The 25,240-nt window shown below is 73.6% G+C and carries 26 protein-coding genes; 14 read left to right on the plus strand and 12 right to left on the minus strand.

Features of this window, described 5'->3' with window-relative positions; all coding sequences use genetic code 11:
* Nucleotides 1–63 precede the first annotated feature (63 nt).
* The gene (locus tag O7598_RS26385; RefSeq protein WP_269693931.1) at nucleotides 64–1,371 is read right to left on the minus strand and encodes a S1C family serine protease; all 1,308 of its coding nucleotides are present in this window, start codon (nucleotides 1,369–1,371) and stop codon (nucleotides 64–66) included.
* 220 nt (nucleotides 1,372–1,591) lie between these two features.
* On the opposite strand from O7598_RS26385, the gene O7598_RS26390 reads away from it, so the two are divergent.
* The gene (locus tag O7598_RS26390; RefSeq protein ID WP_269693932.1) at nucleotides 1,592–2,236 is read left to right on the plus strand and encodes an O-methyltransferase; all 645 of its coding nucleotides are present in this window, start codon (nucleotides 1,592–1,594) and stop codon (nucleotides 2,234–2,236) included.
* A 10-nt stretch (nucleotides 2,237–2,246) separates the two neighbouring features.
* Here the strand turns inward: O7598_RS26390 and O7598_RS26395 are convergent, their stop codons facing one another.
* Both O7598_RS26395 and O7598_RS26400 read right to left on the minus strand, forming a co-directional pair.
* Complete coding sequence (locus O7598_RS26395; RefSeq protein WP_269693933.1) at nucleotides 2,247–3,704, minus strand: leucyl aminopeptidase family protein; 1,458 nt, start codon at nucleotides 3,702–3,704, stop codon at nucleotides 2,247–2,249.
* Nucleotides 3,705–3,849: 145 nt separating this feature from the next.
* Nucleotides 3,850–4,017 carry a DUF3117 domain-containing protein gene (locus O7598_RS26400; RefSeq protein WP_013283866.1) on the minus strand — a complete coding sequence of 56 codons (168 nt, stop codon included), beginning with the start codon at nucleotides 4,015–4,017 and terminating at the stop codon, nucleotides 3,850–3,852.
* A gap of 190 nt (nucleotides 4,018–4,207) precedes the next feature.
* On the opposite strand from O7598_RS26400, the gene O7598_RS26405 reads away from it, so the two are divergent.
* Both O7598_RS26405 and O7598_RS26410 read left to right on the plus strand, forming a co-directional pair.
* Nucleotides 4,208–5,026: a PaaX family transcriptional regulator gene (locus O7598_RS26405; protein WP_091061330.1), complete on the plus strand. Its 819-nt coding sequence runs from the start codon at nucleotides 4,208–4,210 to the stop codon at nucleotides 5,024–5,026.
* 4 nt (nucleotides 5,027–5,030) lie between these two features.
* Nucleotides 5,031–5,822, plus strand: coding sequence for an enoyl-CoA hydratase-related protein (locus O7598_RS26410; protein ID WP_269693934.1), 792 nt, complete (start codon nucleotides 5,031–5,033; stop codon nucleotides 5,820–5,822).
* Between the two features lie 9 nt (nucleotides 5,823–5,831).
* On the opposite strand, the gene O7598_RS26415 is transcribed toward O7598_RS26410, so the two are convergent.
* The 4 genes from O7598_RS26415 to O7598_RS26430 all read right to left on the minus strand — a co-directional run bounded on the left by O7598_RS26415 (nucleotide 5,832) and on the right by O7598_RS26430 (nucleotide 8,300).
* A complete protein-coding gene (locus tag O7598_RS26415) occupies nucleotides 5,832–6,455 on the minus strand; it encodes a hypothetical protein (protein WP_269693935.1) in 624 nt (207 codons plus the stop codon).
* Nucleotides 6,456–6,480: 25 nt separating this feature from the next.
* Nucleotides 6,481–7,065 (minus strand): DNA-3-methyladenine glycosylase I, encoded by a 585-nt coding sequence (locus O7598_RS26420; protein ID WP_269693936.1) that lies wholly within the window; start codon nucleotides 7,063–7,065, stop codon nucleotides 6,481–6,483.
* 78 nt (nucleotides 7,066–7,143) lie between these two features.
* Nucleotides 7,144–7,641 (minus strand): SRPBCC family protein, encoded by a 498-nt coding sequence (locus O7598_RS26425; RefSeq protein ID WP_091061336.1) that lies wholly within the window; start codon nucleotides 7,639–7,641, stop codon nucleotides 7,144–7,146.
* Nucleotides 7,638–8,300 (minus strand): DivIVA domain-containing protein, encoded by a 663-nt coding sequence (locus O7598_RS26430; RefSeq protein WP_269693937.1) that lies wholly within the window; start codon nucleotides 8,298–8,300, stop codon nucleotides 7,638–7,640. The genes O7598_RS26425 and O7598_RS26430 overlap by 4 nt, the downstream gene beginning before the upstream one ends.
* Before the next feature lie 638 nt (nucleotides 8,301–8,938).
* On the opposite strand from O7598_RS26430, the gene folP reads away from it, so the two are divergent.
* Nucleotides 8,939–9,808, plus strand: a complete 870-nt coding sequence (folP, locus tag O7598_RS26435) for a dihydropteroate synthase (protein ID WP_269693938.1) — start codon at nucleotides 8,939–8,941, stop codon at nucleotides 9,806–9,808.
* Between the two features lie 3 nt (nucleotides 9,809–9,811).
* On the opposite strand, the gene O7598_RS26440 is transcribed toward folP, so the two are convergent.
* Entirely contained in the window at nucleotides 9,812–10,189 is a 378-nt protein-coding gene (locus O7598_RS26440) for an NADH-quinone oxidoreductase subunit A (protein WP_269693939.1), read from the minus strand.
* A 128-nt stretch (nucleotides 10,190–10,317) separates the two neighbouring features.
* Between O7598_RS26440 and O7598_RS26445 the strand changes: the two genes are divergently transcribed.
* The 3 genes from O7598_RS26445 (at nucleotide 10,318) to O7598_RS26455 (ending at nucleotide 14,829) form a co-directional block, all read left to right on the plus strand.
* Nucleotides 10,318–11,754, plus strand: a complete 1,437-nt coding sequence (locus O7598_RS26445) for a hypothetical protein (RefSeq protein ID WP_269693940.1) — start codon at nucleotides 10,318–10,320, stop codon at nucleotides 11,752–11,754.
* Nucleotides 11,755–11,954: 200 nt separating this feature from the next.
* The gene (locus tag O7598_RS26450; protein WP_269693941.1) at nucleotides 11,955–13,802 is read left to right on the plus strand and encodes a 2-oxoacid:acceptor oxidoreductase subunit alpha; all 1,848 of its coding nucleotides are present in this window, start codon (nucleotides 11,955–11,957) and stop codon (nucleotides 13,800–13,802) included.
* Nucleotides 13,795–14,829: a 2-oxoacid:ferredoxin oxidoreductase subunit beta gene (locus tag O7598_RS26455; RefSeq protein ID WP_091061346.1), complete on the plus strand. Its 1,035-nt coding sequence runs from the start codon at nucleotides 13,795–13,797 to the stop codon at nucleotides 14,827–14,829. The genes O7598_RS26450 and O7598_RS26455 overlap by 8 nt, the downstream gene beginning before the upstream one ends.
* A 66-nt stretch (nucleotides 14,830–14,895) precedes the next feature.
* Here the strand turns inward: O7598_RS26455 and O7598_RS26460 are convergent, their stop codons facing one another.
* Nucleotides 14,896–15,543 carry an FMN-dependent NADH-azoreductase gene (locus tag O7598_RS26460; RefSeq protein ID WP_269693942.1) on the minus strand — a complete coding sequence of 216 codons (648 nt, stop codon included), beginning with the start codon at nucleotides 15,541–15,543 and terminating at the stop codon, nucleotides 14,896–14,898.
* An 83-nt stretch (nucleotides 15,544–15,626) separates the two neighbouring features.
* Here O7598_RS26460 and O7598_RS26465 point away from each other — a divergent pair, with 83 nt between their 5' ends.
* Complete coding sequence (locus O7598_RS26465) at nucleotides 15,627–16,106, plus strand: MarR family winged helix-turn-helix transcriptional regulator (protein ID WP_269693943.1); 480 nt, start codon at nucleotides 15,627–15,629, stop codon at nucleotides 16,104–16,106.
* Nucleotides 16,107–16,150: 44 nt separating this feature from the next.
* Here the strand turns inward: O7598_RS26465 and O7598_RS26470 are convergent, their stop codons facing one another.
* Nucleotides 16,151–17,164, minus strand: a complete 1,014-nt coding sequence (locus O7598_RS26470) for a potassium channel family protein (protein WP_269693944.1) — start codon at nucleotides 17,162–17,164, stop codon at nucleotides 16,151–16,153.
* 178 nt (nucleotides 17,165–17,342) lie between these two features.
* Here O7598_RS26470 and O7598_RS26475 point away from each other — a divergent pair, with 178 nt between their 5' ends.
* The 3 genes from O7598_RS26475 to O7598_RS26485 all read left to right on the plus strand — a co-directional run bounded on the left by O7598_RS26475 (nucleotide 17,343) and on the right by O7598_RS26485 (nucleotide 20,088).
* The gene (locus O7598_RS26475; RefSeq protein WP_269693945.1) at nucleotides 17,343–18,590 is read left to right on the plus strand and encodes a hypothetical protein; all 1,248 of its coding nucleotides are present in this window, start codon (nucleotides 17,343–17,345) and stop codon (nucleotides 18,588–18,590) included.
* Between the two features lie 107 nt (nucleotides 18,591–18,697).
* On the plus strand, nucleotides 18,698–19,330 hold the full coding sequence (locus O7598_RS26480) for a helix-turn-helix domain-containing protein (RefSeq protein ID WP_269693946.1): 633 nt from the start codon (nucleotides 18,698–18,700) through the stop codon (nucleotides 19,328–19,330).
* Between the two features lie 167 nt (nucleotides 19,331–19,497).
* A complete protein-coding gene (locus O7598_RS26485) occupies nucleotides 19,498–20,088 on the plus strand; it encodes an ATP-dependent Clp protease proteolytic subunit (RefSeq protein WP_269693947.1) in 591 nt (196 codons plus the stop codon).
* Between the two features lie 48 nt (nucleotides 20,089–20,136).
* Here the strand turns inward: O7598_RS26485 and O7598_RS26490 are convergent, their stop codons facing one another.
* Nucleotides 20,137–21,933: an adenylyl cyclase gene (locus O7598_RS26490; RefSeq protein WP_269693948.1), complete on the minus strand. Its 1,797-nt coding sequence runs from the start codon at nucleotides 21,931–21,933 to the stop codon at nucleotides 20,137–20,139.
* Between the two features lie 161 nt (nucleotides 21,934–22,094).
* Here O7598_RS26490 and O7598_RS26495 point away from each other — a divergent pair, with 161 nt between their 5' ends.
* Nucleotides 22,095–22,940, plus strand: coding sequence for an SDR family oxidoreductase (locus O7598_RS26495; protein ID WP_269693949.1), 846 nt, complete (start codon nucleotides 22,095–22,097; stop codon nucleotides 22,938–22,940).
* Between the two features lie 57 nt (nucleotides 22,941–22,997).
* Here the strand turns inward: O7598_RS26495 and O7598_RS26500 are convergent, their stop codons facing one another.
* A complete protein-coding gene (locus O7598_RS26500; RefSeq protein WP_269693950.1) occupies nucleotides 22,998–23,774 on the minus strand; it encodes an HAD-IIB family hydrolase in 777 nt (258 codons plus the stop codon).
* Between the two features lie 173 nt (nucleotides 23,775–23,947).
* On the opposite strand from O7598_RS26500, the gene O7598_RS26505 reads away from it, so the two are divergent.
* Together O7598_RS26505 and O7598_RS26510 are read left to right on the plus strand one after the other, a co-directional pair.
* Nucleotides 23,948–24,682, plus strand: coding sequence for a class I SAM-dependent methyltransferase (locus tag O7598_RS26505; RefSeq protein ID WP_269693951.1), 735 nt, complete (start codon nucleotides 23,948–23,950; stop codon nucleotides 24,680–24,682).
* Nucleotides 24,683–24,691: 9 nt separating this feature from the next.
* Nucleotides 24,692–25,171 (plus strand): AAA family ATPase, encoded by a 480-nt coding sequence (locus O7598_RS26510; RefSeq protein WP_269693952.1) that lies wholly within the window; start codon nucleotides 24,692–24,694, stop codon nucleotides 25,169–25,171.
* Nucleotides 25,172–25,240 lie beyond the last annotated feature (69 nt).

Consider the following 25,240-nt stretch of genomic DNA (forward strand, 5'->3'; position numbering starts at 1 on the left):
CTCGTCCGTGTCAGCGCAAGCCTACGCACGTGAGGTGGCCGCCGGGGAGGGGGTGACCGGTCCTCACTTCGCGTCCGCGGCGAGCGTCACCGAGGCGTTCTGCCGGGCCGACCCGCGCCGGTACTCCACCGTCACCACCGAACCCGGCGCGTACTTGCGCACCAGCGCCACCAGGTCGGTCGGGTCGGTCATCGGATGGCCGTCCAGCCGGAGCACCACGTCCCCGGTGCGCATCCCGGCCGCCGCCGCCGGGCCGGCCGGCTCGACCGCGTTGAGGCGGACCCCGCCGCCGGTGGCGCCGGTGCCGCCCACCGAGGCGCCGATCACCGTACGCCGGGCCTTGCCGGTGCCGATGATCTCCTCGGTGACCCGCTTCGCCTGGTTGATCGGGATGGCGAAGGCCAGGCCGATGTTCCCCGCCTCCTGCCCGTCGGCCACCAGCGACTTGATGGTCGAGTTCACCCCGACCACCCGGCCGGCCCCGTCCACCAGCGGACCGCCGGAGTTGCCGTGGTTGACCGCGGCGTCGGTCTGGATGGCCGCGTAGTAGCGGGTCGGCCCGCCCGGCTCCCCCGCCTGCATGGTGCGGTCCAGCGCGCTGACGATGCCGGCGGTGACGGTGTTGGCCAGCGACAGGGGCGAGCCCATGGCCAGCACCGGATCGCCCACCGCGAGCGCGTCCGAGTCACCGAACTGCACCGGGGTCAGCCCGCTGCGGGACACCTTGATGACCGCGATGTCCGACTCCGGGTCCTGCCCGACCACGGTGCCGGCCGCGGTGCTGCCGTCGTTGAAGAGGACCGTGGCCTTGCCCGGGCCGTCCGCGACCACGTGGTCGTTGGTGACGATGTGCCCCTCGGCGCTCACCACGAAGCCGGAGCCCTCGCTGGTCCCGCCGAGGCTCGCCACCCGGATGGTGACCACGCTGGGCAGCACCCGCTCGGCCACCCCGGCCAGCGACTCGGGCTTGCGCTGGGCGAGCGCCGGAGCCTGACCGGCCTGGGCACCCAGCGTCGGCACGTCTCCACCGCGCAGGACCGCGTAGGTCAGTGCGCTGCCCAGCGAGCCGGCCAGCAGCGCGGTGATCAGTGAGATGAGCACCACCTGACGCAGGCCCGGTCGGGTCGGCAGATCCGGGTCGGTGACCGGCTCCGGCTCGGCGGACGCGTCCGGCGCGGCAGCCGGCACCACCACGGCCGCGGGCGCGTACGGATCCCGCCACGGGTCGGCCAGCGCGTCGGTCCACCAGGGCGACGTCGTCGCACCCCCGGCACCCTGCGGCGGCTGCCCGGGGGCCGGCCCTCCCGCCGGTGCCCCGGCTCCGCCGGGCCGGCGCCAGTCCCAGCCGTCGGTCACGTCCGTGCCTCCCACTTTCGTCCCGCACGCCCCGCGCCGGGCGCCGGCGGAGCCGGACGACCGTGGCGCGCGGGACACATCCAGGATTGCACGGATGACCCGGGTGGAGTCAGGGGTTGCCGCCGGTGATCGTCCGGCGGGCGACTCGCGGCTGCGCGGCTACCGGCTCGCCTCTACGCTCACAGTGCCAACCGACCCTTCGCACCAGCCCGCCCCCCGGAGGTGTCCCATCGCCATGGTCGCCGGTCACGGCAGTTCGACGGCCCAGGCGCTGCAGTTCGCCGAGTCGTACGTCACCGAGGACATCGTGCTGCGCACGGCCCGTGCGCTCGCCCACGAGGTGGGCGTGGAGGCGGTGACGCCCGGTGCCGGCGCCGCGCTGCGGCTGCTCGCCGCCGCCGGCAACGCCCGAGCGGTGGTCGAGATCGGCACCGGCACCGGGGTCAGCGGCGTCTGGCTGATGCGCGGCATGCGCCCCGACGGCGTGCTCACCACGATCGACGTGGAGGTCGAATACCAGCGCCTGGCCCGGCGGCTGTTCCAGGAGGCGGGCTTCCCGTCGGGACGTACCCGGATCATCACCGGCCGGGCCCTCGACGTGCTGCCGCGCCTCGCGGACGGCGTCTACGACCTGGTCTTCGCCGACGCGGCGGCGACCGGCTTCGCGGCGTACGTGGACGCCGCGCTGCGGCTGCTGCGCCCCGGCGGGGTGCTCGCGCTCAACGGCGCGCTGGCCGCCGGCCGGATCGGCGATCCGGCCGCGCGGGACGTGGAGACGGTCACCGTGCGGGAGACGATCAAGGCGATCCGCGAGTCGGAGCACTGGGTGCCCGCGCTGCTGCCGGTCGGCCACGGGCTGCTCGCCGCCGTGCGGAGCTGAGCCGGGCCGGTCAGCCCAGCGTCGCCAGCCAGCGCAGCAACCCGCGTACGCCCCAGCCGGTGGCGCCCTTGACCAGCTCGCCGTGCACGTCGTCGGACCACGAGGGGGCGGACATGTCCAGGTGCGCCCAGCGGTCCCGCAGCTCGCCGGTGAACTCGCGGAGGAAGAGCGCGGCCACCACCGAGCCGGCACCCCGGGCCGGGGAGCTGTGCAGGTCGGCGATGTCGCTGGCGAGGTATTCCAGGTAGTCGTCGGCGAGCGGCATCCGCCAGGCCCGCTCGCCGGCCGCGCCGATCCCGGCCAGCAGGTCGGTCGCCAGGTCGTCGTTCTCGCTGTAGAGCGCCGCGTGCCGCTTGCCAAGGGCCACCGCGTTCGCCCCGGTCAGGGTGGCCAGGTCGACCAGCAGGTCGGGCTTCAGCTCGCGGACGGCGTACGCCATCGCGTCGGCGAGCACCAACCGCCCCTCGGCGTCGGAGTTGGTGCTCTCGCTGGTCAGCCCGCCGTAGTGCCGGATGACGTCGCCGGGGCGGAAGGCGGAGCCGCTGACCATGTTCTCGGCCAGCGGGGCCAGCGTGGTGACCCGTACCGGCAGGCGCAGCGCGGCGGCACCCAGCGTCGCGGCGACCACGGCGGCGGCCCCGGCCATGTCCTTGCGCATCAGCTTCATGGCCGGCACCGGCTTGATCGAGATGCCGCCGGTGTCGAACGTGATGCCCTTGCCGACCAGCACCACGTGGGTACGGGCGCCGGCCGGCCGCCAGTCCAGCTCAACCAGGCGGGGGCCCTGGGCGGAGCCACCGCCGACGGCCAGGATCCCGCCGAAGCCCTCGGCCGCCAGCTCCCGCGGGCCGCGTACGCGCAGGTGCAGGTCGGTCCGGCCGGACGCGGCGGCGGCGACCTGGTCGGCGAACCACGCCGGGTGCTTGGTCGAGGACGGGGTGTTGGTGAGGTCGCGGGCCAGCCGGGTCATCTCGGCGGTGGTCCGGGCTTCGGCCAGCGTGCCGGCCAGCGCCTCCGGATCGGCCACCAGCACGTCCACCCGGGCCAGGGCGGGCCGGGGACCGGCCTCGGTGAGGCGGAAGCGGTAGGAGCCGAGCAGCAGCCCCTCGACCAGGCCGCGCAGCGCCGCGACCCCGTCGGAAATCGCGATCGTGATCTGCGTCTCATCCGTGGCGGCACGGGCCAGCGCGGCGCCCGCGGAGCGCCAGGCCGACTCGTCGCCGTCGCCGACGCCGAGCAGCCAGAGGCGGGTCGGCTCGCCGTCGGGGCGCAGGTGCTCGCGCACCTCGCCGGGGGCGCCGGTGAGGCGGGCGGCGGGCAGCAACGACGCCGCCTCGGCCCGGAGGTCGTCACCCGGCCGGGACGCGGTCGGTGCCAACTCGGGCGGGGCGTCCGGCCCGCCGGGACGCACGGGAAGGACGAGGGTGTCGGGTCGGGTGGACCCACTCACCAGACGAATGGCCAGCACGCTGGACCGTACCTCCGAAAACGCTCTGAGCGGGACACATTGCCGCTTGCCGGCCGAGGAAGGCCCTGAGCCACCGGCCAGGCCGGTGGCTCAGGGTAGGACGAACCGTCCGCGCGGTGGAACACCGCGCGGACCGCTCCTCGAATCAGCCGGCGGCCGCCTTCAGCGCGTCACCCAGCGCGGTGGCCTCGTCGGGAGTCATCTCGACGACGAGCCGGCCACCACCCTCCAGCGGGACCCGCATGACGATGCCCCGACCCTCCTTGGTGACCTCCAGCGGACCGTCGCCCGTCCGCGGCTTCATCGCCGCCATGTTGTCTCCCCTCAGACCTACGCCAGGGTCGGTGGGTTGCCCCACAGCCACTTCGCCATCGCCGCCCGCAAACGTCGCGGAGGCGTCGACTGACGATTTTCCCTGATGAACACCGCCGGACCCAAACCGAAGCAGCATTGATGTAACAGCATCTAGCTTATCTTGGATAGGCCTGTCACAATGTGCGGTCATGCAGGCACGGTCGGCACTCTTCGACCTGTACGGCGACCACCTCCGCGCCAGGGGTGGCCGCGCACCGGTCGCCGCGCTGGTCAAGCTGCTGGCGCCACTCGGGATAGCCCCACCGGCGGTACGCACCGCGGTCTCCCGGATGGTCCGCCAGGGCTGGCTGGACCCCCTCCGGCTCGCCTCCGGACCGGGATATTCGATCACCCCGAAAGCGGGTCGTCGACTCGACGAGGCGGCCTCCCGGATCTACCGGACCGGTCGGCACAGTTGGGACGGACGGTTCGATCTTCTCGTCCTCGCGGCCCCCGCCGCCCGGCGGGACCGGCAGCGACTCGCCGCCAACCTCACCTTCCTCGGCTACGGCACCCTCGACGACTGCACCTGGGTGGCCACCCGCCCGGGTGAGGACGTCGACCTGCTGCTCGCCGAGGCGGGGGTGCCCTACGAGCGGTTCACCGCCGCGCACGCCGCCGGCACCCCCGGCGCCATGGGCGTCGTCCGCCGGGCCTGGGACCTGACCGAGATCGGCCGGGCGTACGAACGCTTCGTCGCCGAGCAGAAGCCGTTGCTCTCCGGTGTCACGGTCCGCAGCAGCGACGAGGAGGCGTACGCGGCCCGGTTCCGGCTCGTGCACGCGTGGCGTACCTTCCTCTTCCGGGACCCGCAGCTGCCCCCGGCGCTGCTCCCCGAGCGCTGGCCGGGCACCAGCGCGGCCGCGTTCTTCGACCGCCACGCGGCCCGGCTCCGGCCGGCCGCCGACCGGTACGTCGAGCAGTGTCTCGACGCCAGCAACCGCCTCGCCCGACAGAAGGGTCGTTAGAAACGTGACCGAGCCGCTGCTCGTCGACCGCACCGACGCCGTCGTCACCCTGACGCTGAACCGCCCGACGGCGATGAACTCGCTCGACGTGGCGCTCAAGGAGGCGCTCCGGGACGTCCTGGCCGAGCTGGAGACCGACCGCTCCTGCCGGGCGGTCGTGCTGGCCGGCGCCGGCGGCGCGTTCAGTGCCGGGCAGGACCTTCGGGAGCACGTGCGGACGCTGGAGTCGGCCGACGCCCGGCCGCTGGACACCGTGCGGGCGCACTACAACCCGATCGCCGCCCGGCTGGCCAACCTGCCCAAGCCGGTGGTCGCCGCGGTGCGCGGCATGGCCGCCGGCGCCGGCGCGTCGCTGGCGTTCCTGGCCGACTTCCGCATCGGCGGCCCGAAGACCCGGTTCCTGATGGCGTTCGCCGGCGTGGGGCTCGCCGCCGACACCGGCGCGTCCTGGACGCTGCCCCGCCTCGTCGGCCACGCCAAGGCCGTCGAGCTGCTCATGCTCGCCGAGCCGGTCGGCGCCGAGGACGCCTGCCGACTGGGCCTGCTCACCCGGCTGGTGGACGACGACGAGCAGGTGCTCCCGGCCGCGCAGGAGTTGGCCGCCCGGCTCGCCGCCGGCCCGACCGTCGCCTACGGGGCGATCAAGCGTCAGCTCTCCATCGCCGACGCCGGCACGCTGGCCGACGCGCTGGCCGCCGAGGCGCAGGCCCAGGCGATCTGCGGGGCCACCAGCGACCACAAGGCGGCGACCATCGCGTTCGTCAACAAGCAGAAGCCGGTCTTCGAGGGCCGCTGAGGGGCGCGGTCAGTCGTCCTCCTCCGGGTCCTGGTTGGCTTCGACGCCGAGCACGAACGCCTGCATGGCCAGCTCGTCGCCGGAGGGCGAGACGAACGCCGGCAACTCGCGCGGGCCCAGCTCCTGCACGTAGGACCAGAAGATCCGCACCGCCTCGGCGCGCGAGGCCGCCTCGATCGGCAGGTCGAGGCTGACCAGCCAGGTGCGGCGCGCCGGCGGCGGGCCGAGCCGGTCGGCCAGCGCCCGCCACCGCGCCGCGTCGAGCGCGGCCACCGGCCCGTCGAGGGCCGGGCCGTCGACCGGCACCGGCTCGTCGAGCGCCCGTCGGGTGTACGTCACCACGAGCGCCCCGGCCGTCGTATCGGACTGCGGGTCGTCCGGGTCCTCCCGGCCCCCGGCGCCGGCCCGGGCGACCCGGCCGAGCGCCACCAGCCGCAGCGGCTCCCCGATCAGCACCGCCACCCGGTCACCCGGGCGAGGGCGTGCCGCCGCCGGCAGCCCGGTCAGCTCCAGCACGTCGTGGTGCACCAGCCGCTCGGCCTGGTAGCGCTCGTCGGGCAGCAGCACCGCCCAGGCGCCCGGCGTGGTGTCACCGTCGGTCGTCCCGCTCGTCCGCGGCTCGGTGTCGGTCATGCCCCAATCCCATCACGCCGCCGCGTCACCGCTCGGCCCGGTCACCGTTCACGTGGCAGTCGGCGAGGTGGTCGTCCACCATGCCGGTGGCCTGCATCAGCGCGTACGCAGTGGTCGGGCCGACGAAGCGGAAGCCCCGCTTCTTGAGCGCCTTGGCCATCGCGGTGGACTCCCCGGTGAGCGCCGGCACCTCGGCGAACGAGCGGGGACGCTCGGGCCGGGGCGGGGGTGCGAACGACCAGAGCAGCGCGGAGAGCCCTTCGGGCAGCTCCCGTGCGGCCCGGGCGTTGGCGATCGCCGCCTCGACCTTGGCCCGGTTGCGCACGATCCCGACGTCGGCCAGCAGCCGGGCCACCTCGGCCTCGCCGTAGCCGGCCACCGCCTCGATCCGGAACCCGTCGAAGGCGAGCCGGAACGCCTGCCGCTTGCGCAGGATGGTCAGCCAGGACAGGCCGGACTGGAACGCCTCCAGGGTCAGCCGCTCGTAGAGCGCGTCGTCGCCGCGCAGCGGCCGACCCCACTCCTCGTCGTGGTAGGCGGCGTAGTCGGGGGTGCTCGCTCCCCAGGCACAGCGGGGCAGCCCGTCGGCGCCAATCACCAGGTCAGTCACGCCGTACACGGTAGGTCAGGGCACCGACAGGCCGGGCGCGCCGCCCAGCCCGGCGCTCTGCTCAGCCCGACGCTCGGCTCAGGGCAGGCGGCCCTGTTCGACCAGCCGGGCGAACCGTTTCAACGCCTGGGTGAGGCTGAACTTGGAGCCGGGCCAGAGCACCGGCCAGGCCACCCGGCCCGCCGCCCCGCCGGGCAGATGGAACCACTCGTGCCAGACCACCTGGGTGCGGTCGCGGTCCATCGGGGTGCAGCGCAGCACGCCCGGGCCGCGCAGCAGCCGGCCGCAGTGCACCACTCCCACCTCGTACGGCGCGTCGACCCGGACCACGCGCATCTCGTCCCGCAGCGCGGCCGGACCGAGCGCGGTGACCGCCTCGATCAGGCTCCCCTCGCCACCGTCGCCCTCGACCACCCGGACCGTGGTGAACGGGATCCAGTCGGACTGCCGTTCCCACGCGGTCAGCGCGGCGAACACCCGTTCGGCCGGCGCCTCGACGATCACCGTGGCGGTGACCTCGGCGGCACCGGGCTGGGCCGCCTCGGCAAAGCCCGCGGAGCCCTCCGCGCCGGTCACGCCGACTCCGAGCGGACCGCCGGGCCGCGTTCCCGGTCTCCCTCGACGGCCGCGGAACCGGTCGCACCCACCGGGCCGGCGTCGTTGGCGCCCGCCGGGAAGGTGGTGTCCTCCACCGCGGCGGCAGCCGGCGCTTCCGCCACACCGGCTTCGGCGGCCCCTGCGCCCGTGCCGGACGTGGTGGCCGTGCGCTCGTCGGCCGCCCCGGCGCCCGTGTGGTGAGCGCCGGCCGACGGGCCGGGCGCCGACAGGTCGATGGTCACCGGGTCGGCGGCCGACTGGTCGGCTTCGGGGATGGTCGTGGCGGCCTCCTCGCGCGCCCGGCGCAGCGCGTCGGCCTCCTCGGTCCGCCCCTCGCGCAGCGCGGCGTTCTCGGCCTCCAGTACGCCGATCAGCTCGGACTTGTAGCCGATGTCGTAGGCGGCGCGCCGGAGCGCGGCGTCGACCTGGGCCATCCGGTAGCCGCGCAGCGCGGTGTCGAACCGGACGTCGGTCACGTCCGACTCGTCGAGCGGGCGGGCGCCCGGCAGGGGCACGGACCGCCCGTCCGGCTCGGCCGGCACGAGGCCCGGATCCCGCCCGGAGACCAGCACCGTCACTCCGAACACCACTGCCGCGACGGTCAGCGCGACGACCAAGAGGAGCAGAACCTGACCCATGCAGAGATCGTGGCATGCGGGCCGGGTTCGGGCGAGCCCTCCACGGCCTCCGGTCCGGAAACAACGCGCCCTCGCGCCGGGCGGCACCCCCTCCACTCGCCGTCGCGCGCCACATCGACGCAGCTCGATTGCACTGTCCGGCGCCCGCTCACTCTCTGTGTCCGGCGGCAGAAAGAAGTCGAGAAAATGCGATATACCTCAGCGTCATAAATATGACCCGCAGGTATACCGCTCAACAGCGATGTCTCCTCTCCGGCTCCACACGCCCAGGCGTCGGCCGGATCCGCGGCTCGCCGCGACGCAGCCGGATTGGAAGCGATCTTCCACACTCCGGCAGAAGCGAAGATCTTGGTACGAAAGTGCCCCTGGAGGGGCCGTTTCGTACCAAGATCTCGGAACGTTCCACGGTCGCAGGCGCGGGCGGGGACGGGCGGGAGGGGCGGGAGGGGCGGGAGGGGATAGCGTCGGTTCGGCCGCCGGGAAGAACTCCCGGCACCGCCCGACAGGTCCGGCGCGGCCCGCGTGGGGTGGTGGTAGGACACGGCGCGCCCGAGCGGGCCACCGGGATGCGACCGGGTCGGTGAGCGGGTCGGTGATGGCGTGCGGTCGATGCGGGGCGCGGTGACGAGGAGACGGGCATGGGTGGGGTGTTGCGGCTCGGTGGGCGGACCTTCGCCCCGGACGAGCTGGTGGTGATGGCGATCGTGAACCGCACGCCGGACTCGTTCTTCGATCGGGGCGCCACGTTCGCGCAGGACAGCGCGTTGCGCGCGGTCGAGCGGGCGGTCGCCGAGGGCGCGGAGATCGTCGACATCGGCGGGGTGAAGGCCGGTCCGGGCGACGAGGTGGACGTGGCCGAGGAGATCCGCCGGACGGTGGACACCATCGCCGCGGTCCGGTCCGCCTTTCCCGACGTGGTCGTCTCGATCGACACCTGGCGGGCCGAGGTGGCGGTGGAAGCGGTCGCGGCCGGCGCGGACCTGCTCAACGACACCTGGTCGGGCGCCGACCCGGCGCTGGCCCGGGTCGCCGCGGCGACCGGCGCCGGGCTGGTCTGCTCGCACGCCGGCGGGCTGGCGCCGCGTACCCGGCCGCACCGGGCGGCCTTCGACGACGTGGTGGCCGACGTGCTCGGCACAGTCACCGGGCTGGCGGAACGGGCGGTCGGGCTGGGGGTACGGCGGGACGGCATCCTGATCGACCCGGCGCACGACTTCGGCAAGAACACCCGGCACTCACTGGAGATCACCCGGCGGCTGGCCGAGCTGACCGACACCGGCTGGCCGCTGCTGGTGGCGCTGTCGAACAAGGACTTCATCGGCGAGACGCTGGACCTGCCGGTGCCGGAACGGCTGGAGGGGACGCTGGCCGCCACCGCGGTGTCGGCCTGGCTCGGCGCCCGGGTGTTCCGCGCCCACCAGGTCCGCGAGACCCGGCGGGTGCTCGACATGGTGGCGTCGATCCGGGGTGACCGACCGCCGGCGGCGACCCGGCGCGGGCTCGCCTAGGCTTCACGTCCAGCGCAGGACGCCACGCCGCCAGGCGTAGAGGATGCCCAGCGCGACGATCGCCACGAAGACGCCCATCTCCACCACCGTGGTCGCGCCGAACCCGGGCCGGTCGAAGACCAGCGCCCACGGGAAGAGGAAGACCGCCTCCACCGCGAACAGGACGTAGAGGTAGGCGTAGACGTAGTAGCGGATCTGCATCTGGGCCCAGTCGCCGCCGACCGGGTCGAGCCCGCACTCGTACGAGGCCCGCTTGCCCCACGGCTCGGCCGGACGAGCGGGACGTAACACCCGGTTCGCCGAGAACGCCGTGACAAAGAAGAGCACGGCGGCGAGCAGCAGCAGACCGAGCGTGGCGTACGAGCCGAGATATCCGGTCACGACCGGAGCGTACCGGTCCCGTCGAGACGTCTCGGACACGTTACGAATTCGTTTCCTGGCGGGACTAGTGCCGGATGGCAACGGTCCCCGAATAATGAGATCTCGTTGCCACGTCCCCCGGAGGACAGATGACCCGCCCACGCGTCCGGCCCGCACCACGGGTCGCGCTCCGCCGTACCCTCGCGCTGTTCGCGCCCGCGCTGATCGCCGCGGCCGCAGCCGTCGTCGCGGTGGCACCGGGCTGGGCCACGGCGGCTTCGGCCGCCCCGGCCGGGGCGGTGCGGCTGGCCGAGCCGGCCGCCGATCCCGGCGACCCGGGCGGCGATCCCGGCGGCGTCCCGACCGAGCCGACGCCCACCGGCGACGCGACGACCACCGCGCCGGCGCCGACCACCGCGCCGCCGACGGAGGAGGCCCCGCCGCCCACCACCCCACCGGCGCCGGCCACCACCACCGCGGCGCCCCCGCCGCCACCCACCACGGTCCCGCCGGCGCCGACCACCACCGCGCCGACCACCACCGCTCCGGCGCCGCCGCCGATCCTGCCGCCCGTGCAGCCCCCGCCGCCGCCGCGTACCCAGCCGGCCGGCGGACCGCTGGGTGTGCAGGTCAGCACCGACGACGTGGTGCTGACGCCGGACTACTGGAACGCCGACAGCACGGTGACCACGCTGCGGGTCACGGTGACCAACACCGGCGCGCGGGAGGAGCAGGTCAGCCTCGGCTACACGCTGCCGCCCGGCCTGGCCGACGCCGGCACGCCCGGCTGCGTCGCCGCAGGCGGCGGCAACCACCGCTGCGGCGGGTGGACCGCCGCGCCCGGCGCGCGGTTCAGCGCCACCATCCGGGTCCGGGTCGCCGGGGACGCCTGGCGGACCATGCCGCTGAGCGGGTCGGTCCAGGTCACCGCCGTCGCGCCCGGGGTCGACGGCGCGGCGTACGACGACGAGGGCTTCGCGGTGCTCTTCCCGCCCGGCCCGCCGGTGCCCGGCATCTCGCTGCGCGCCGACGAGGTCCTCTTCGACATCAGCGGCGCGCCGAGCACGCTCACGGTACGGCTGGGTAACACCGGCGAGGTCGACGCGACCGGCCGGGTCGAGGTTCTCCTGCCCGCCGGGGTGACGGTGAGCGGCGACGGTTGCGCCCCGGCGGCTCCCGACCGCACCCGGTGCGAACTCGGCACGCTGCCGACCGGCCGGACCGCGACCCTGCGGCTGCCGGTGACCGCGTCGGCGGAGGCCCAGCGCATGGCCCCGCTCGCCGGCGCGGTGATCGGGCGGTTGGATCCGCGCAGCGGGCACCAGCGGCAGGTCCAGATGAGCTTCCGGATCCGCGCGGCGGCGGCGCAGTCCACCCCGGCGGCCGGGGCGCCCACGCCCACCGGGTCGCAAGGCGTGCTGGCCTCGTCCGGCCGGTCCGGCGACGACGACTCCTCGACGCGGCGCATCGCGATCGCCTTGATCATCATGTCGGGACTGCTCGTGGTGTTCGCGCTGGCGTTGGCCACCCGTTCGCTGCGGCGCCGTAGCGACATCACCGTGACGGGGCCGACGGCGGACGGCTGACCCACCCCCTAAATGTGGTGACCTGGATTACGGGGTGCGGTACTAAACCCCGCAAAGCGGGGCATACATCGGCCGAATCGCGTCTCACCCGTCGGACCTCCACCAAGGCGGCCCTAACCGTCCGACGTAGGCTCTGACGTGAGAAACGGAGCGGGCCGTGCCGGCGGGGGTGACGGCGCTCAGCGAAGCGAGGTGCGGGAGTGACCAAGCAGATCCGTCAGCTGGACCGGGTGGTCATCCGGTTCGCCGGCGACTCCGGTGACGGCATGCAGCTCACCGGCGACCGGTTCACCTCGGAGACGGCGCAGTTGGGCAACGACATCTCCACGCTGCCCAACTTCCCGGCCGAGATCCGGGCGCCCGCCGGCACGCTGCCGGGCGTGTCGAGCTTCCAGGTGCACTTCGCCGACTACGACATCCTGACGCCCGGCGACGCCCCGAACGTGCTGGTGGCGATGAACCCGGCCGCGCTCAAGGCCAACCTGGCCGATTTGCCGCGCGGCGCGGACATCATCGTCAACACCGACGAGTTCACCCGGCGCAATCTGGCCAAGGTGGGCTATGCCGGCAGCCCGCTGGACGACGACTCGCTCGCCGGCTACGCGGTGCACCCGGTCGCGCTCACCTCGATGACGGTCGGCGCGCTGGCCGAGCACGAGGTGTCCAAGAAGGATGCCGAGCGGGCCAAGAACATGTTCGCGCTCGGGCTGTTGAGCTGGATGTACTCCCGACCCTACGAGTCGACGCTGCGGTTCCTGGAGCGCAAGTTCGCGGCCCGCCCGGAGCTGGTGGCGGCGAACGTGGCCGCGTTCCGGGCCGGCTGGAACTTCGGCGAGACCACCGAGGACTTCTCGGTGCGCTACGAGGTCAAGCCGGCCAAGATGCTCCCCGGCACCTACCGCAACATCACCGGCAACGCGGCGCTGTCGCTGGGCCTGGTGGCCGCCGGCGTCCGCTCCGGGCTGCCGGTGTTCCTCGGCGCGTACCCGATCACCCCGGCGTCGGACATCCTGCACGAGCTGAGCAAGCACAAGAAGCTCGGCGTGGTCACCATGCAGGCCGAGGACGAGATCGCCGCGGTGGGCGCGGCGCTCGGCGCGTCGTACGGCGGCTCGCTCGGCGTGACCACCACCAGCGGCCCCGGCGTCGCGCTGAAGAGCGAGACGATCTCCCTGGCGGTGGCACTGGAGCTGCCGCTGGTCATCGTCGACGTGCAGCGGGCCGGGCCCTCCACCGGCATGCCCACGAAGACCGAGCAGGCCGACCTGAACATGGCCCTGTACGGCCGGCACGGTGAGGCACCGGTCGCGGTCGTCGCGCCGAAGTCGCCGTCGGACTGCTTCCACGCCGCGCTGGAGGCGGCCCGGATCGCGCTGACCTACCGCACGCCCGTCATCCTGCTGTCCGACAACTACGTGGCGAACGGCTCCGAGCCGTGGCTGCTGCCGGACGTGGAGTCCCTGCCCGACCTGCGGGTCGAGTTCGCCACCCGGCCCAACGGCGAGGACGGCACCACCTTCCTGCCCTACCTGCGCGACCCGCAGACCCTGGCCCGCCCGTGGGCGGTGCCCGGCACCCCCGGGCTGGAGCACCGGATCGGCGGCTTGGAGAAGGCCGACAAGACCGGCGACATCTCGTACGACCCGACGAACCACGACTTCATGGTCCGCACCCGGGCGGCCCGGATCGAGACGATCCCGGTGCCGGACATCGAGGTCGAGGACCCGGACGGCGACGCCCGGGTGCTGGTGCTCGGCTGGGGCTCGACGTACGGGCCGATCGGCGCCGCCTGCCGAGGGCTGCGCCAGCGCGGGCTCCCGGTGGCCCAGGCGCACCTGCGTCACCTGGCCCCGATGCCGGCCAACCTCGGCGAGGTGCTGCGCTCCTACGACCGGGTGGTCATCCCCGAGATGAACCTCGGCCAGCTCGCCCACGTGATCCGGGCGCGGTACCTGGTCGACGCGATCGGCTACAACCAGGTCCGCGGCCTGCCGTTCACCGCCGCCGAGCTGGAGACGATGCTGGAAGAGGTCCTGAAGAATGTCTGAGCCCGTCGCCCTGAAGCTCACCGCCAAGGACTTCAAGTCCGACCAGGAGGTGCGCTGGTGCCCCGGCTGCGGCGACTACGCCATCCTGGCGGCCGTGCAGGGCTTCATGCCGGAGCTGAACATCGCCCGGGAGAACACCGTCTTCATCTCGGGCATCGGCTGCTCGTCCCGCTTCCCGTACTACATGAACACGTACGGCATGCACTCGATCCACGGCCGTGCGCCGGCGATCGCCACCGGCCTGGCGGTGTCCCGGCCGGACCTGTCGGTGTGGGTGGTCACCGGTGACGGCGACGCGCTGTCCATCGGCGGCAACCACCTGATCCACGCGCTGCGCCGCAACGTCAACCTGAAGATCCTGCTGTTCAACAACCGGATCTACGGGCTGACCAAGGGGCAGTACTCGCCCACGTCCGAGGTCGGCAAGATCACCAAGTCGACGCCGGCCGGCTCGGCCGACGCCCCGTTCAACCCGCTGTCGCTGGCGCTCGGCGCCGAGGCCACGTTCGTGGCCCGGACGCTCGACTCGGACCGCAAGCACCTCCAGTCGGTGCTGCGGGCCGCCGCCGAGCACAAGGGCTCCGCGTTCGTGGAGATCTACCAGAACTGCAACATCTTCAACGACGGCGCGTTCGAGCCGTTGAAGGAGCCGGCCACCCGGGACGACTTCCTGATCCGGCTGGAGCACGGGCAGCCGATCACGTTCGGCTCGGACGGGCAGTTCTGCGTCGTCCACCCCCCGGGCGGCTTCGGGCTCGAGGTCCGGGAGACCGCGGCCACCCCGGCCGAGGAGATCGTCGTGCACGACGCGACGGTCGCCGATCCGGCGTACGCGTTCGCGCTGTCCCGGCTGCCCGGGCTCGACCTGCGCAACACTCCCCTCGGGGTGTTCCGCGCGGTGGAGCGCCCGGCCTACGACACGGTGGTGCAGGAGCAGGTCGCCGCGGCGCGGGCCGGCGTCGACCAGACCCCGGAGCAGCAGCTCTCCGCGCTGCTCGGCGGCGGCGACACCTGGACCATCCTCTGATCCCCGGCTGATCCGCGCAGGCGAGGGCGGGCCGTTCCGACCCGGAACGGCCCGCCCGCTGTCGTCTCAGACCCCGGCGGTGACGGGCGTCCACAGCTCGTCGATGGCCCGCTCGGCCGCCGCGAGGCTCGCCTCGTGCAGCGGGATCAGCTCGGCCATCGCCGGGTTGACCGGGGCGAGCGTCAGCTCGGCCGAGATGAACCGCGGCTCCAGGCCGGTGCGCGACAGGCCGTGCGGCAGCCAGGGCTCGGCGTGGTCCCAGCCCTCGCGGGGGGTGCCGGCGCCGTAGCCGCCGCCCCGGGTGCCGAACACGATGAACTCGCGACCGCCGAGCAGCCCGGCGCCGGTTTCCGGGTCGAGCGCGATGCCGGGCGCGATCAGGTGGTCGACCCAGGCCTTCACGGTGCTCGGCGGTCCGAAGTTGTAGAGCGGCAGGCCGAGCAGCACGGTGTCGGCGACCTTCACCTCGGCCACCAGCTCCTCGGTCAGCCGCCAGGACGCGCGCTGCTCCGGGGTGTGCTGATCGGGCGGGACCATCCGGGCGAGGCCGCCCGCGGTGTCGAGGTGCGGCAGCGGCTCCTGGCCGAGGTCCCGGTAGGTGACCGTGCCGCCCGGGTGGGCGGCGCGCCAGGCCGCGGCCGCGCGGGCGGTGAGCCGCCGGCTGACCGACCGCTCGCCGGTGATGCTCGAGTCGATGTGCAACAGGTGCGCCATTTCTTACCCCTCCATAGATAGTTCGTGTAGCACCAACTATTTATAGCAGGGCGATGTTCCGCGGTCCGCGTAGACTGGGTCACATGTCAGCCGGGCCCGCCGAGTCGGAGCGACGTTCCGGGCCACTGCTCCAACACCTGGCCCGGCGGATGCTGCTGCGCTCGGAGTCGGCGCTGACGCCGCTCGGGCTCCGGCCCCGGCACCTGGTGGCGCTCACCGTGCTGCGTGACTCCGACGGCATCAGCCAGCAGGGGTTGGCCGGCACGCTACAGATCGACGGCACGAACGTGGTCGGGCTGCTCAACGACCTGGAGGCGGCCGGTCTGGTCGAGCGGCGCCGCTCACCGGAGGACCGCCGCCGGCACGTGGTGCGCCTGACCGCGGCGGGCACGAAGCGGCTGGGCGAGGCCGAGTGCGCGCTCGCCGACGCCGAGGACGACGTGCTCGGCGCCCTGGCGCCCGGCGAGCGGGACCAGCTCTACGACCTGCTGCGGCGAGCCAGCCAGGGCTGCGCGCCGCCGTGCGCCGAGGCGGCGGTCGCGGAGGGCCCCGGCACCTGCTGACCGCGAGACCGGCGGGGGCACCTCAGCGGGGCGTCACCACGGGGTCAGACCGCGCTGGTCGCCTGCGGCCGGTCGTCGCGGACGTGGACCAGCATGTCACCGGTCTCGATCACCGAGCCGGCCCGGTCGCTCAACGTGATCACCTTGCCCCGGCGGACCAGCGCGATGACCAGCGAGTCCAGCTCACGCGGCGATCGACCCACCTCGCTGCGCTCGGCCGAGCGCATCGCCAGCGCCATGCCCTGCCCGGGGGTGAGCAGGTCCTCCACCACGTCGATCAGCGGCGGGGCCGAGGTGGAGAGGCCGAGCAGCCGGCCGGCGGTCGCCGACGAGACGATCACGTGGTGCGCCCCGCTCTGCTTGAGCAGCGGCGCGTTCTCCGCCTCCCGGACCGCCGCGATGATCCTGACCTGGCCGGCGGTGAGCTGCCGGACGGTCAACGCCACCAGCACCGACGCGTCGTCGCTGTCGGTCGCGATGATGACCGCCTTGGCGGTGCGGACGTGCGCCTCCTCCAGCACGGAGGAGCGGGTCGCCGAGCCCTCGATCGTCACCAGCCCGTTCGAGGTGGCCTGACGCAGCGCCGCCGCGCTCCGCTCGACAACCACGATCCTGGACTTGTCGGCGCCGTTCTCCAGCAGGGCGGAGACCGCGCTGCGGCCCTTGGTGCCGTAGCCGCAGATGATGACGTGGTCCTTCACGGTTCTCCTCCACCGCGACAGGCGACGGCCGGTCCGGTACTGCTCGGTCAGGACTTCCAGGGTGGTGCCAACCAGGATGATCAGGAAGAGCACCCGGGCGGGGGTGACGAACAGGACGTTGACCAGGCGAGCCGAGGGGCTGGCCGGGGCGATGTCGCCGTAGCCGGTGGTGGAGAGCGAGACCACCACGTAGTAGAAGCAGTCGAGGAGGGTGAGCCCGTCCCCGTTGGTGTCGCGGTAGCCGTCGCGGTCGAGCCACACCACGAAGACGGTGGCGAGAACCAGGCCCAGGGCGGCGAGCAGGCGCAGACTCAGCGCGCTCAGCGGCCCACGCCGTTGCGCGGGAAAATGGATCACCGTCGGTCCCGCTCCGCCACCGTCGCCTGCACGCCCTCAAGATAGCGGGTACGCCACGAGCCGGCCGGTCGGGCCGGAGACCGGTCCGCGTGCCACCAGCGGTAAGGATCTCGTCACATCCGTCGACGCCCCGCCGGGCGAGACTCAGAACCCACCGATCGTGACGAGGGGGAGTCGGATGCGTACACGTGCGGCACTGACCACGCTGGCCGTGGTCCTCGGGATGGCGCTGTCCGGAGCGCCGCCCGCGGTGGCGGGCCGGCCCGGGGATCGCCCGCCGGAGACGACCCGGCCCACCCGGCCGAAACCCACCGTCGTCCCGTCGCCGACCGTCTCCCCCCGGCCGACCGCCTCGCCGACACCCACGGTGCGACCGACGCTGTCCCCGACACCCACGGTGCGCCCGACGCCGACCGGCTCCCCGACACCCACCGTGCGCCCGACGCCCACCGCGTCACCGACCGGCACACCGGCTCCCACCACGCCGGCACCGATGCCGACGGCCGACCGGGCGGCCGTCGTGCTGCCGGGGCTGGACGGCCCGGGCAGCACGGCGTACGACGTCAACTCGGCCGGGGTGGTGGTCGGAGCGGCGGAGCTGGCCAGCGGCTACTGGCACGCGGTGCGCTGGGTGGACGGGCGGATCGAGGACCTGGGCACCCTCGGCGGCCTCAACAGTCAGGCCGAGGCGATCGACGAGCGCGGTCGCATCGTCGGCTTCGCCCAGGCCGCGGACGGCAGCGCCCACGCCGTGGCCTGGGTGAACGGGAAGATCCAGGATCTCGGGCTGACCGGTGGCATCTTCTCGGTCGCGTCCGACACGGCCGGGGACCGGGTGGTGGGCACCTACCAGGTCACCGACAGTTTCGCCGGGCGGCGGGCGTTCGTGCGGACCGGGAACACCGAGATCACGATCGACGCGCCACCGGGGGCGAGCGCCGTCGCCGTCAACGAGGCCGGCACGGTCGCCGGCACGTACGGCTACAAGGACTGGACCGACCCGCCGTTCGTCAACCAGGCCTTCGTCTGGCGCGACGGGGTCCTCCGGTCGCTCGGCACGCTCGGCGGCCCCACCAGCGATGCGACAGGCATCAACGACCTCGGGCAGGTGGTCGGCACCAGCTGGACCGCGGACGGCCAGTTCGCCGCCTTCTTCTGGGACGGTTCGGCGATGCGCCGGTTGGCCACCAGCTCGGCCTCCCCGACGGCGCAGGCGGTGAACGACTCGGGCCTGGTGATCGGCACCGACGGCGCCGGCGGCCGGGCGATGATCTGGCCCACCCCGACGGCGAGCTCGCAGCTGCTGCCGCTGCCGGACGGGGCGGTCGACAGCGTCGCGATCAACGTCAACGACGCCGGTCTGGTCGTCGGCCAGGCGGGCTACCTCTCGTCGAGATGGCACAGCCGAGCGGTCGTCTGGCGTTGACCGTCACCGGCCCGGTCGGCACCACGGGGGCCGACCGGGCCGGTCCACGCCGCCGGGACGGGGCATGATGGGTAGCGTCGGCGAACGGCGACCGCGAGGAGGCCGGCATGTCGTTGCTGCGACGGGTGATCGGTGGGGTGCTGCGGCGGATCCGCCTGCGTCAGGGCCGCACGTTGCGCGAGGTGGCGCTGGCGGCCGGCGTCTCCCTGCCCTATCTCTCCGAGGTCGAGCGCGGCCGCAAGGAGGCCTCCTCCGAGGTGCTGGCCGCGATCTGCCGGGCGCTCGGCATCCACCTCGCCGACCTGCTCGAGGAGGCGCGCGACGAGCTGCGCCGGGAGCGGCCCACGCCGGTCGGCTCCTCGGTTCCGCTGGCCCGGCTCGACCGGGTGCCCGCCGCCCGCAGCGGCCCACAGCTCCGGGTCGGTCCGCCCCGGTTGCACGCCACCCGCCGCCCGGCCGGTCCGCACGCGCCGTTTCCCGCCCGTCCGGCCGCCCCGACGCCGCCGCACGTCACCCGAGCGGCCGGCCCCACCCCACTCTTCGGCGGTGCGCTGCGCCCGACGGGCTTCTCCCCCACGCCTGTCGGCCCGCCGCTCGGTCACGGTGCGCCGGGGCTGATCGGCACCGGCACCCGGATCTGGCTGCTCCCGGCGCCGGCCGCGCGCCCGCGTCCGCGTACCTCACCGGCGTTGGCCCGGCGACGGGCCCGGGCGGCCCGACGGCGCCCGGTCGCGGCGTAGTCGTCGACGTCGGCGCGGCGCCGCGCCCGGGTCCGGCCCGGCTTCTGCCGAGGGCGGATCTGCCCGGGGCAGAAAGCCTGGGCTGTGGGCCGGTGCCCGGCGGACGCTGGAGACCGCCGGCTCGCCGGGCGGTCTCCCGCCCACCGGCGTCACGGAGGTGGGCGGTCATGGGTGGCATCTGGATGCGGGACGAGGGGCAGCCGACCTTCGGCGACCAGGTCTTCGAGCGGCTGCTCAAGGAACGGATCATCTTCCTCGGCACCGAGGTCACCGACACGTCGGCCAACCAGATCTGCGCGCAGATCCTGCTGCTCGCCGCCGAGGACCCGGAGCGGGACATCTTCCTCTACATCAACTCGCCCGGCGGCTCGGTCAGCGCCGGCATGGCCGTCTACGACACCATGCGGTACGTGCGGAACGACGTGGCGACGCTGGCGCTCGGGATGGCCGGCTCGATGGGGCAGTTCCTGCTCTGCGCCGGCACGGCGGGCAAGCGGTTCGCACTGCCGCACTCGCGGATCATGATGCACCAGCCGTCCGGCGGGTTCGGCGGCACCGTCGCCGACATCACCATCCAGGCCGAGAACATGCTGCACGTGAAGCGCACCATGCAGGAGCTGATCGCCGAGCACAGCGGGCACACGCTCGAGGAGATCCAGCGCGACTGGGACCGGGACCGCTGGTTCACCGCCGAGGAGGCCCGCGAGTACGGCCTGGTCGACCAGGTGCTCTCCCGGGTCGACCAGCTCGCGGCCTGAGCGGGTGCGGCCCGGCCGGCGTGACGCCGGCCGGGCCGCCCGCGCCGGTCAGGGGTAGCTGACCACCGGGCTGGTGCCGTACGAGCCGACGACCGGGGTGCCGACCTCGTTGATCGTGCGCTCGATCCCGCCGCTGCCGTCGAGGAACACGGTGATCGCGTCGTGGAACCGCACGCCGGCCCGGCGGGGCGCCTCGATCGCCCGGTCGCAGCGGATGTCCACGCCCTGGTTGAAGTAGGCGTAGACGCCCAGTCCCCACGCCTCGTGCGTGCGCACGTGCGGGGCCACCTTGTAGGAGGCCCAGCCGTCGCCGGTCGGGCTGCGCCAGGCGGTCTGGCTGGGCGGGTCGTAGGGCAGCTCGCTCTGGTAGAACACGGTCCGGCCGCGCTCGCCGTTCCAGATCGTCTGCCAGCGCTGGTAGTGCTCGACGAAGAGCCCGTACGCGGTCACGTCGTCGCCGTTGACCACCACGCCGGTGGCGGCGGTGTTGACGGTCCAGCCGATGGTGCCCGGGTTGCCGTGGTCGCCCCGCCAGGCCCAGATGTTGTCGATCAGCGTGTGCCGGCTGTTGATCACCAGGCTGGTGACGGCGCGCCCGGCGTACGGGCCGCCGATGCGGAAGAAGACGTCCTGGAGGGAGATCGGGTTGCCGGCGTGCGGCCGGTGGCAGTGCCGCGCGCCGACCTCGACCAGCACCTCGGACTCGACCGGCCCGGCGTCGACGAGCACGCCGGCGATCCGTACCCCGTCGACGTCCTCGATCCGCAGCGCCGCGTCGCCGGTGGTCGGCGCGAGGCTGGGCATGCCGAGGCCGAGCACCACGGTGTTCGGCCGGCGGACCCGCAGTGCCCGGTCGAGGCGGTAGACGCCGGGGGTGAGCAGCAGGTGCCGGCCCCGGGCGAGTTCGGTGTTGATCCGCTTCGCCGAGTCGGTGGGGCGGGCGACGAAGAAGTCGGTCAGCGGCAGCGAGGGCGTCGGCGCGCCGCCGGCGGCCCAGGTGGTGCCCGCGGTGTCGCGGCGCAGCCGGGGCACCGCGACCCGCCAGCGGCCCGCGGCGTCGACGAACAGGTACGGCTTCTCCCGGACCACCGGGCTGGTCGGCAGCGTGGTGTACGGCGGGTCGGGGAAGCCCTGCGCGGGCGCGCCGACCACGCCGGAGAAGACCTGGTTCCACACCCCGTTGGTCCAGTCGCCGCCGAGTTCGCTGTCCCGGGTGAGCCACTGCTGCTGGGAGCCGTTGATGGTTATGCCGTCCACCTTGGAGTCGGCGATGAAGCCGCCGCTGGAGTAGCCGCCGTTGCCGGGCTCCAGCCAGAGGACGCCCTTGACGTGCACCCGGCGCATCGGCGACGCCTGGGAGACGGCCCACTGGTTCGACCAGTCGGTGGGGGTGACGGCGAGGTTCTCGGCCGAGCGCCAGAAGTTGGTCAGCGCGGAGATGCCGGCCGGCGAGTTCGGGTCGGGCTGCCCGACGACCCGGACCGCGCCGTGGATCTCCACGTCGTCCGGGTGCGCGCCGAGGCCGGCGACGGTGGTGTAGTAGCCGAGCCGGGCGTCCACCTCGTAGCGGCCGGGCTTGAACAGCACGGCGTACCGGTCGAGGCCCATCTCGTTGTGCTCCTGGGCGGTGAAGATCCGGTCCAGCGTGGACTGGATCTCCGCGACCGGCGTGCTCGGGTCGTAGACGAAGACGTTCGGGCCGAAGTCGGGCTCGTGAGTGGGTCGGGCGGGCCGCGCGGCCGGGGACGCGGCGGCGGCGCCGGCCGGGAGGCCGAGTGCGGTGAGCGAGGCCGCCGAGGCGGTGAGCGTGAGGAAACGGCGGCGGGAGGGGTCGGGTGATCGCATCTGCCTGCCTGTTCGGTGATGGGACGGAGAGCGCTCTCTCGCCGTTCCTACCTCATCACCGTCGATCCCACCATACTTTCGAGTTCCGGAACCGGGAAGCAACCCGGCACCACCCTGGTTGCCTCAGGAGACAGTTGATTGCTCAACCATTGGGAGCGCGCATGTCCATCGCCGTCACCGGGGCCACCGGCCAGCTCGGCCGCCTGATCGTCACCGCGCTGCTCGACCGCGGCGTACCGGCCGGGGAGATCGTGGCGATCGGCCGCGACGCCGACCGGCTCGCCGAACTCGCCGGCCGGGGCGTCGTCACCCGGCCGGCCGACTACGACGACCCCGACTCGCTCCGGGCCGCCCTCGCCGGGGTCGACAGGCTCATGTTCGTCTCCGGCAGCGAGGTCGGCCGCCGTCGACCGCAGCACGCCAACGTGGTCACCGCCGCCAAGGAGGCCGGCGTCGGGCTGGTGGTCTACACCAGCATCGCCCACGCCGACACCGCCGGCATGCGGCTCGCCGCCGAACACCGGGACACCGAGGGGTACGTCCGCGACGCCGGCCTGCCCTACGTGTTCCTGCGCAACAGCTGGTACCTGGAGAACTACACCGGCCAGCTCGACGCGTACCGGAAGCAGGGGGTGACCGGCGCGGCGGGCGACGGGCGGGTCAGCGCCGCCACCCGCGCGGACTACGCCGAGGCCGCCGCCGTGGTGCTCACCGGCGACGGCCACACCAACCGGGTGTACGAGCTGGGCGGCGCGCCGTTCACGCTGACCGAACTGGCCGCCGAGGTCGCCCGGCAGACCGGCGAGCCGGTCACCTACACCGACCTGCCGGCGGACCGCTACGCCGAGGTGCTCGTCGCCGCCGGCCTGCCCGAGGGATACGCCGCCGTGCTGGCCGACAGCGACAGCGGTCTCGCCCGGGGTGAACTGGAGGTCGGCGACGACCTCGCCCGGCTGCTCGGCCGCGCCCCGACCACGCTCGCCGAGGCGATCCGCGCCGCGCTCTGACGGACCGCGCCTGGCCGCCCCGCCCGGCGGTCAGGCGCGCTCGGCGCGCTGCTTCGGTCAGGCGCGCTCCGCGCGCTGTTTCACCAGGTCGTCGACAAGGGTCTCGACGTAGTCGGCGGTCTCCTCCCAGCGGGTCACCGCGACGCTGCGGATGCCCATGGCCTTGACCGGGTAGTCGTTGCCGCCCACGTCGAGGCGGTCCCCCACGAAGAGCACGTTGTCGATCTTCAGGTCGAGGTGCTCAAGCAGCTTCCGCATGCCGTACGCCTTGTCCACGCCCTTGCGCGTCACGTCGATCGAGGTCGAGCCGCCGCCCCGGACCTCCAGGTCGGGCAGCTTCGCGGCGACCGCGTCCCGCAGCTTCTTCTTCTTGCTGCCGTCCGGGTCCCAGCCGTACTTCTCGGCCGGCGGAGCGGACTGCCCCAGCGCGGAGAACGTGATCTGACTGCCCCGGTCCTCGACGATGTCGCCCCAGGTCTTCGACTCCCACAGCCCGAGCGCCTGCGCCGACTCGGTCAGCGCGGTGACCACCCGGGCCTTGTCGGCCTCGCTCAGGTCCTCGGCGTAGACCAGCCGCCAGTCCCCGTCGGACCAGCGGTAGTAGCGGGTGCCGCAGGTCGGCATCAGGTGCAGCCGGTCGCGCTGCTCCTCGGTGAGGTCGAGATGGGCCAGCACCTGCGACTGGAACTGCTCGAACCGGCCACCGGAGATGATCAGGACGTCCACCTCGGTGAGCAGGTGGCCGAGCAGGTCCGCCATCCGACGATCGATCTGGGACTTGGAAATCGCCAGGGTGTCGTCGAGGTCGAACGCCACCACTCGAAGATCGTTCACGAATACCTCATGTGTCGTCGCGGGCCGGCCGGGACTAGCAGGGTACCGGTGTGACCTGGCACCTCTCTGAGCGCCCGCGAACTGCGCCTGTCGACGGAGGGTAACAAGCCGACCGCGGACGACGGCCCGGAAAAGCGGTCGACACCTGCCGTGTCGGCGCCGATGGTGGGCGGATGCGCCAGGAGGAGATCTGGGACGAGGAGGCCGCCCGACGCTACGACACGCCGGGTAGCGGGATGTTCGCGCCGGAGGTGCTCGGCCCCACGGTCGACCGGCTCGCCGCACTCGCCGGCGACGGGGCCGCCCTGGAGTTCGCCGTCGGCACCGGCCGGGTGGCCGTGCCCCTCGCCGAACGCGGGGTACGGGTCAGCGGCATCGAACTCTCCGTACCGATGGTGGAGCAACTCCGGACGAAGGCCGACGCGGCCACGATCCCGGTGGTCGTCGGCGACATGGCCGGCGCCACCGTGCCCGGCGAGTTCAGCCTGGTCTACCTGGTCTACAACACCATCGCCAACCTGCTCGACCAGGCCGAGCAGGTGGCGTGCTTCCGCAACGCGGCGCGTCACCTCGGCCCGGGCGGGCGGTTCGTGATCGAGCTGTGGGTGCCGGAGCTGCGCAAGCTGCCCCCGGGCCAGGCGGCGACCGTGTGGCACACCGAGGCCGGCTACATCGGCCTGGACACCTACGACGTGCTGCGCCAACGGGTCGTGTCGCACCACTTCCGCTTCGGCGACGGCCGGGAGGCGCAGGTCTTTCGCACCCCGCACCGCTACATCTGGCCGTCCGAGCTGGACCTGATGGGCGAGCTGGCCGGTTTCACCCTGGAGAGCCGGCACGCCGACTTCTCCGGCGCTGAGTTCACCGAGGAGTCCCGCTCCCACGTGTCGGTCTACCGGCTGGCCTAGGCTTCCCGGATGGCGAAGGTGCTCGTCACCGGGATGTCCGGCACCGGCAAGTCGACAGCGCTGCGGGCCCTGGCGGCGCGCGGCCACCGCGCCGTCGACACCGACACCGAGCGCTGGAGCCGGTGGGTGACGCTCCCCGACGGCACGACCGACTGGGTGTGGCGGGAGGACGCGGTCGCCGCGCTGCTGGAAGGGCACCGCGGCGGGCACCTCTTCGTGGCCGGCTGCAAGAGCAACCAGGGCCGGTTCTATCCCTGCTTCGACCAGGTGGTGCTGCTCAGCGCCCCGGCCGAGGTGCTGCTGTCGCGCATCGCCGCCCGCACCGACAACCCGTACGGCAAGCGCGCCGAGGAGCGGGCCGAGATCCTGCGGAACCTGGCCGAGGTCGAGCCGCTGCTGCGGGCGACCGCCACCGCCGAGATCGACGCCTCCGCGCCCGTCGAGGCGGTCGTCGGGCACCTCGTCGAGATCGTCTCGAAGACCGCCTGAACCGGACCCCGATGGTGACCACGGCCGGCGCACTGGCACCGATCCATGCCCTCCGCTACGATCAGCAAT

The sequence above is a fragment of the Micromonospora sp. WMMC241 genome (assembly GCF_027460165.1).
GTDB lineage: Bacteria > Actinomycetota > Actinomycetes > Mycobacteriales > Micromonosporaceae > Micromonospora > Micromonospora humi.

Excerpts from the sequence above, each read along its gene's own strand:
- O7598_RS26390 (WP_269693932.1), top strand. The coding sequence starts at position 1,592 with ATGGTCGCCGGTCACGGCAGTTCGACGGCCCAGGCGCTGCAGTTCGCC.
- O7598_RS26400 (WP_013283866.1), bottom strand. The coding sequence starts at position 4,017 with ATGGCGGCGATGAAGCCGCGGACGGGCGACGGTCCGCTGGAGGTCACC.
- O7598_RS26405 (WP_091061330.1), top strand. The coding sequence starts at position 4,208 with ATGCAGGCACGGTCGGCACTCTTCGACCTGTACGGCGACCACCTCCGC.
- O7598_RS26415 (WP_269693935.1), bottom strand. The coding sequence starts at position 6,455 with ATGACCGACACCGAGCCGCGGACGAGCGGGACGACCGACGGTGACACC.
- O7598_RS26430 (WP_269693937.1), bottom strand. The coding sequence starts at position 8,300 with ATGGGTCAGGTTCTGCTCCTCTTGGTCGTCGCGCTGACCGTCGCGGCA.
- folP (WP_269693938.1), top strand. The coding sequence starts at position 8,939 with ATGGGTGGGGTGTTGCGGCTCGGTGGGCGGACCTTCGCCCCGGACGAG.
- O7598_RS26445 (WP_269693940.1), top strand. The coding sequence starts at position 10,318 with ATGACCCGCCCACGCGTCCGGCCCGCACCACGGGTCGCGCTCCGCCGT.
- O7598_RS26455 (WP_091061346.1), top strand. The coding sequence starts at position 13,795 with ATGTCTGAGCCCGTCGCCCTGAAGCTCACCGCCAAGGACTTCAAGTCC.
- O7598_RS26460 (WP_269693942.1), bottom strand. The coding sequence starts at position 15,543 with ATGGCGCACCTGTTGCACATCGACTCGAGCATCACCGGCGAGCGGTCG.
- O7598_RS26465 (WP_269693943.1), top strand. The coding sequence starts at position 15,627 with ATGTCAGCCGGGCCCGCCGAGTCGGAGCGACGTTCCGGGCCACTGCTC.
- O7598_RS26475 (WP_269693945.1), top strand. The coding sequence starts at position 17,343 with ATGCGTACACGTGCGGCACTGACCACGCTGGCCGTGGTCCTCGGGATG.
- O7598_RS26480 (WP_269693946.1), top strand. The coding sequence starts at position 18,698 with ATGTCGTTGCTGCGACGGGTGATCGGTGGGGTGCTGCGGCGGATCCGC.
- O7598_RS26485 (WP_269693947.1), top strand. The coding sequence starts at position 19,498 with ATGGGTGGCATCTGGATGCGGGACGAGGGGCAGCCGACCTTCGGCGAC.
- O7598_RS26490 (WP_269693948.1), bottom strand. The coding sequence starts at position 21,933 with ATGCGATCACCCGACCCCTCCCGCCGCCGTTTCCTCACGCTCACCGCC.
- O7598_RS26495 (WP_269693949.1), top strand. The coding sequence starts at position 22,095 with ATGTCCATCGCCGTCACCGGGGCCACCGGCCAGCTCGGCCGCCTGATC.
- O7598_RS26505 (WP_269693951.1), top strand. The coding sequence starts at position 23,948 with ATGCGCCAGGAGGAGATCTGGGACGAGGAGGCCGCCCGACGCTACGAC.
- O7598_RS26510 (WP_269693952.1), top strand. The coding sequence starts at position 24,692 with ATGGCGAAGGTGCTCGTCACCGGGATGTCCGGCACCGGCAAGTCGACA.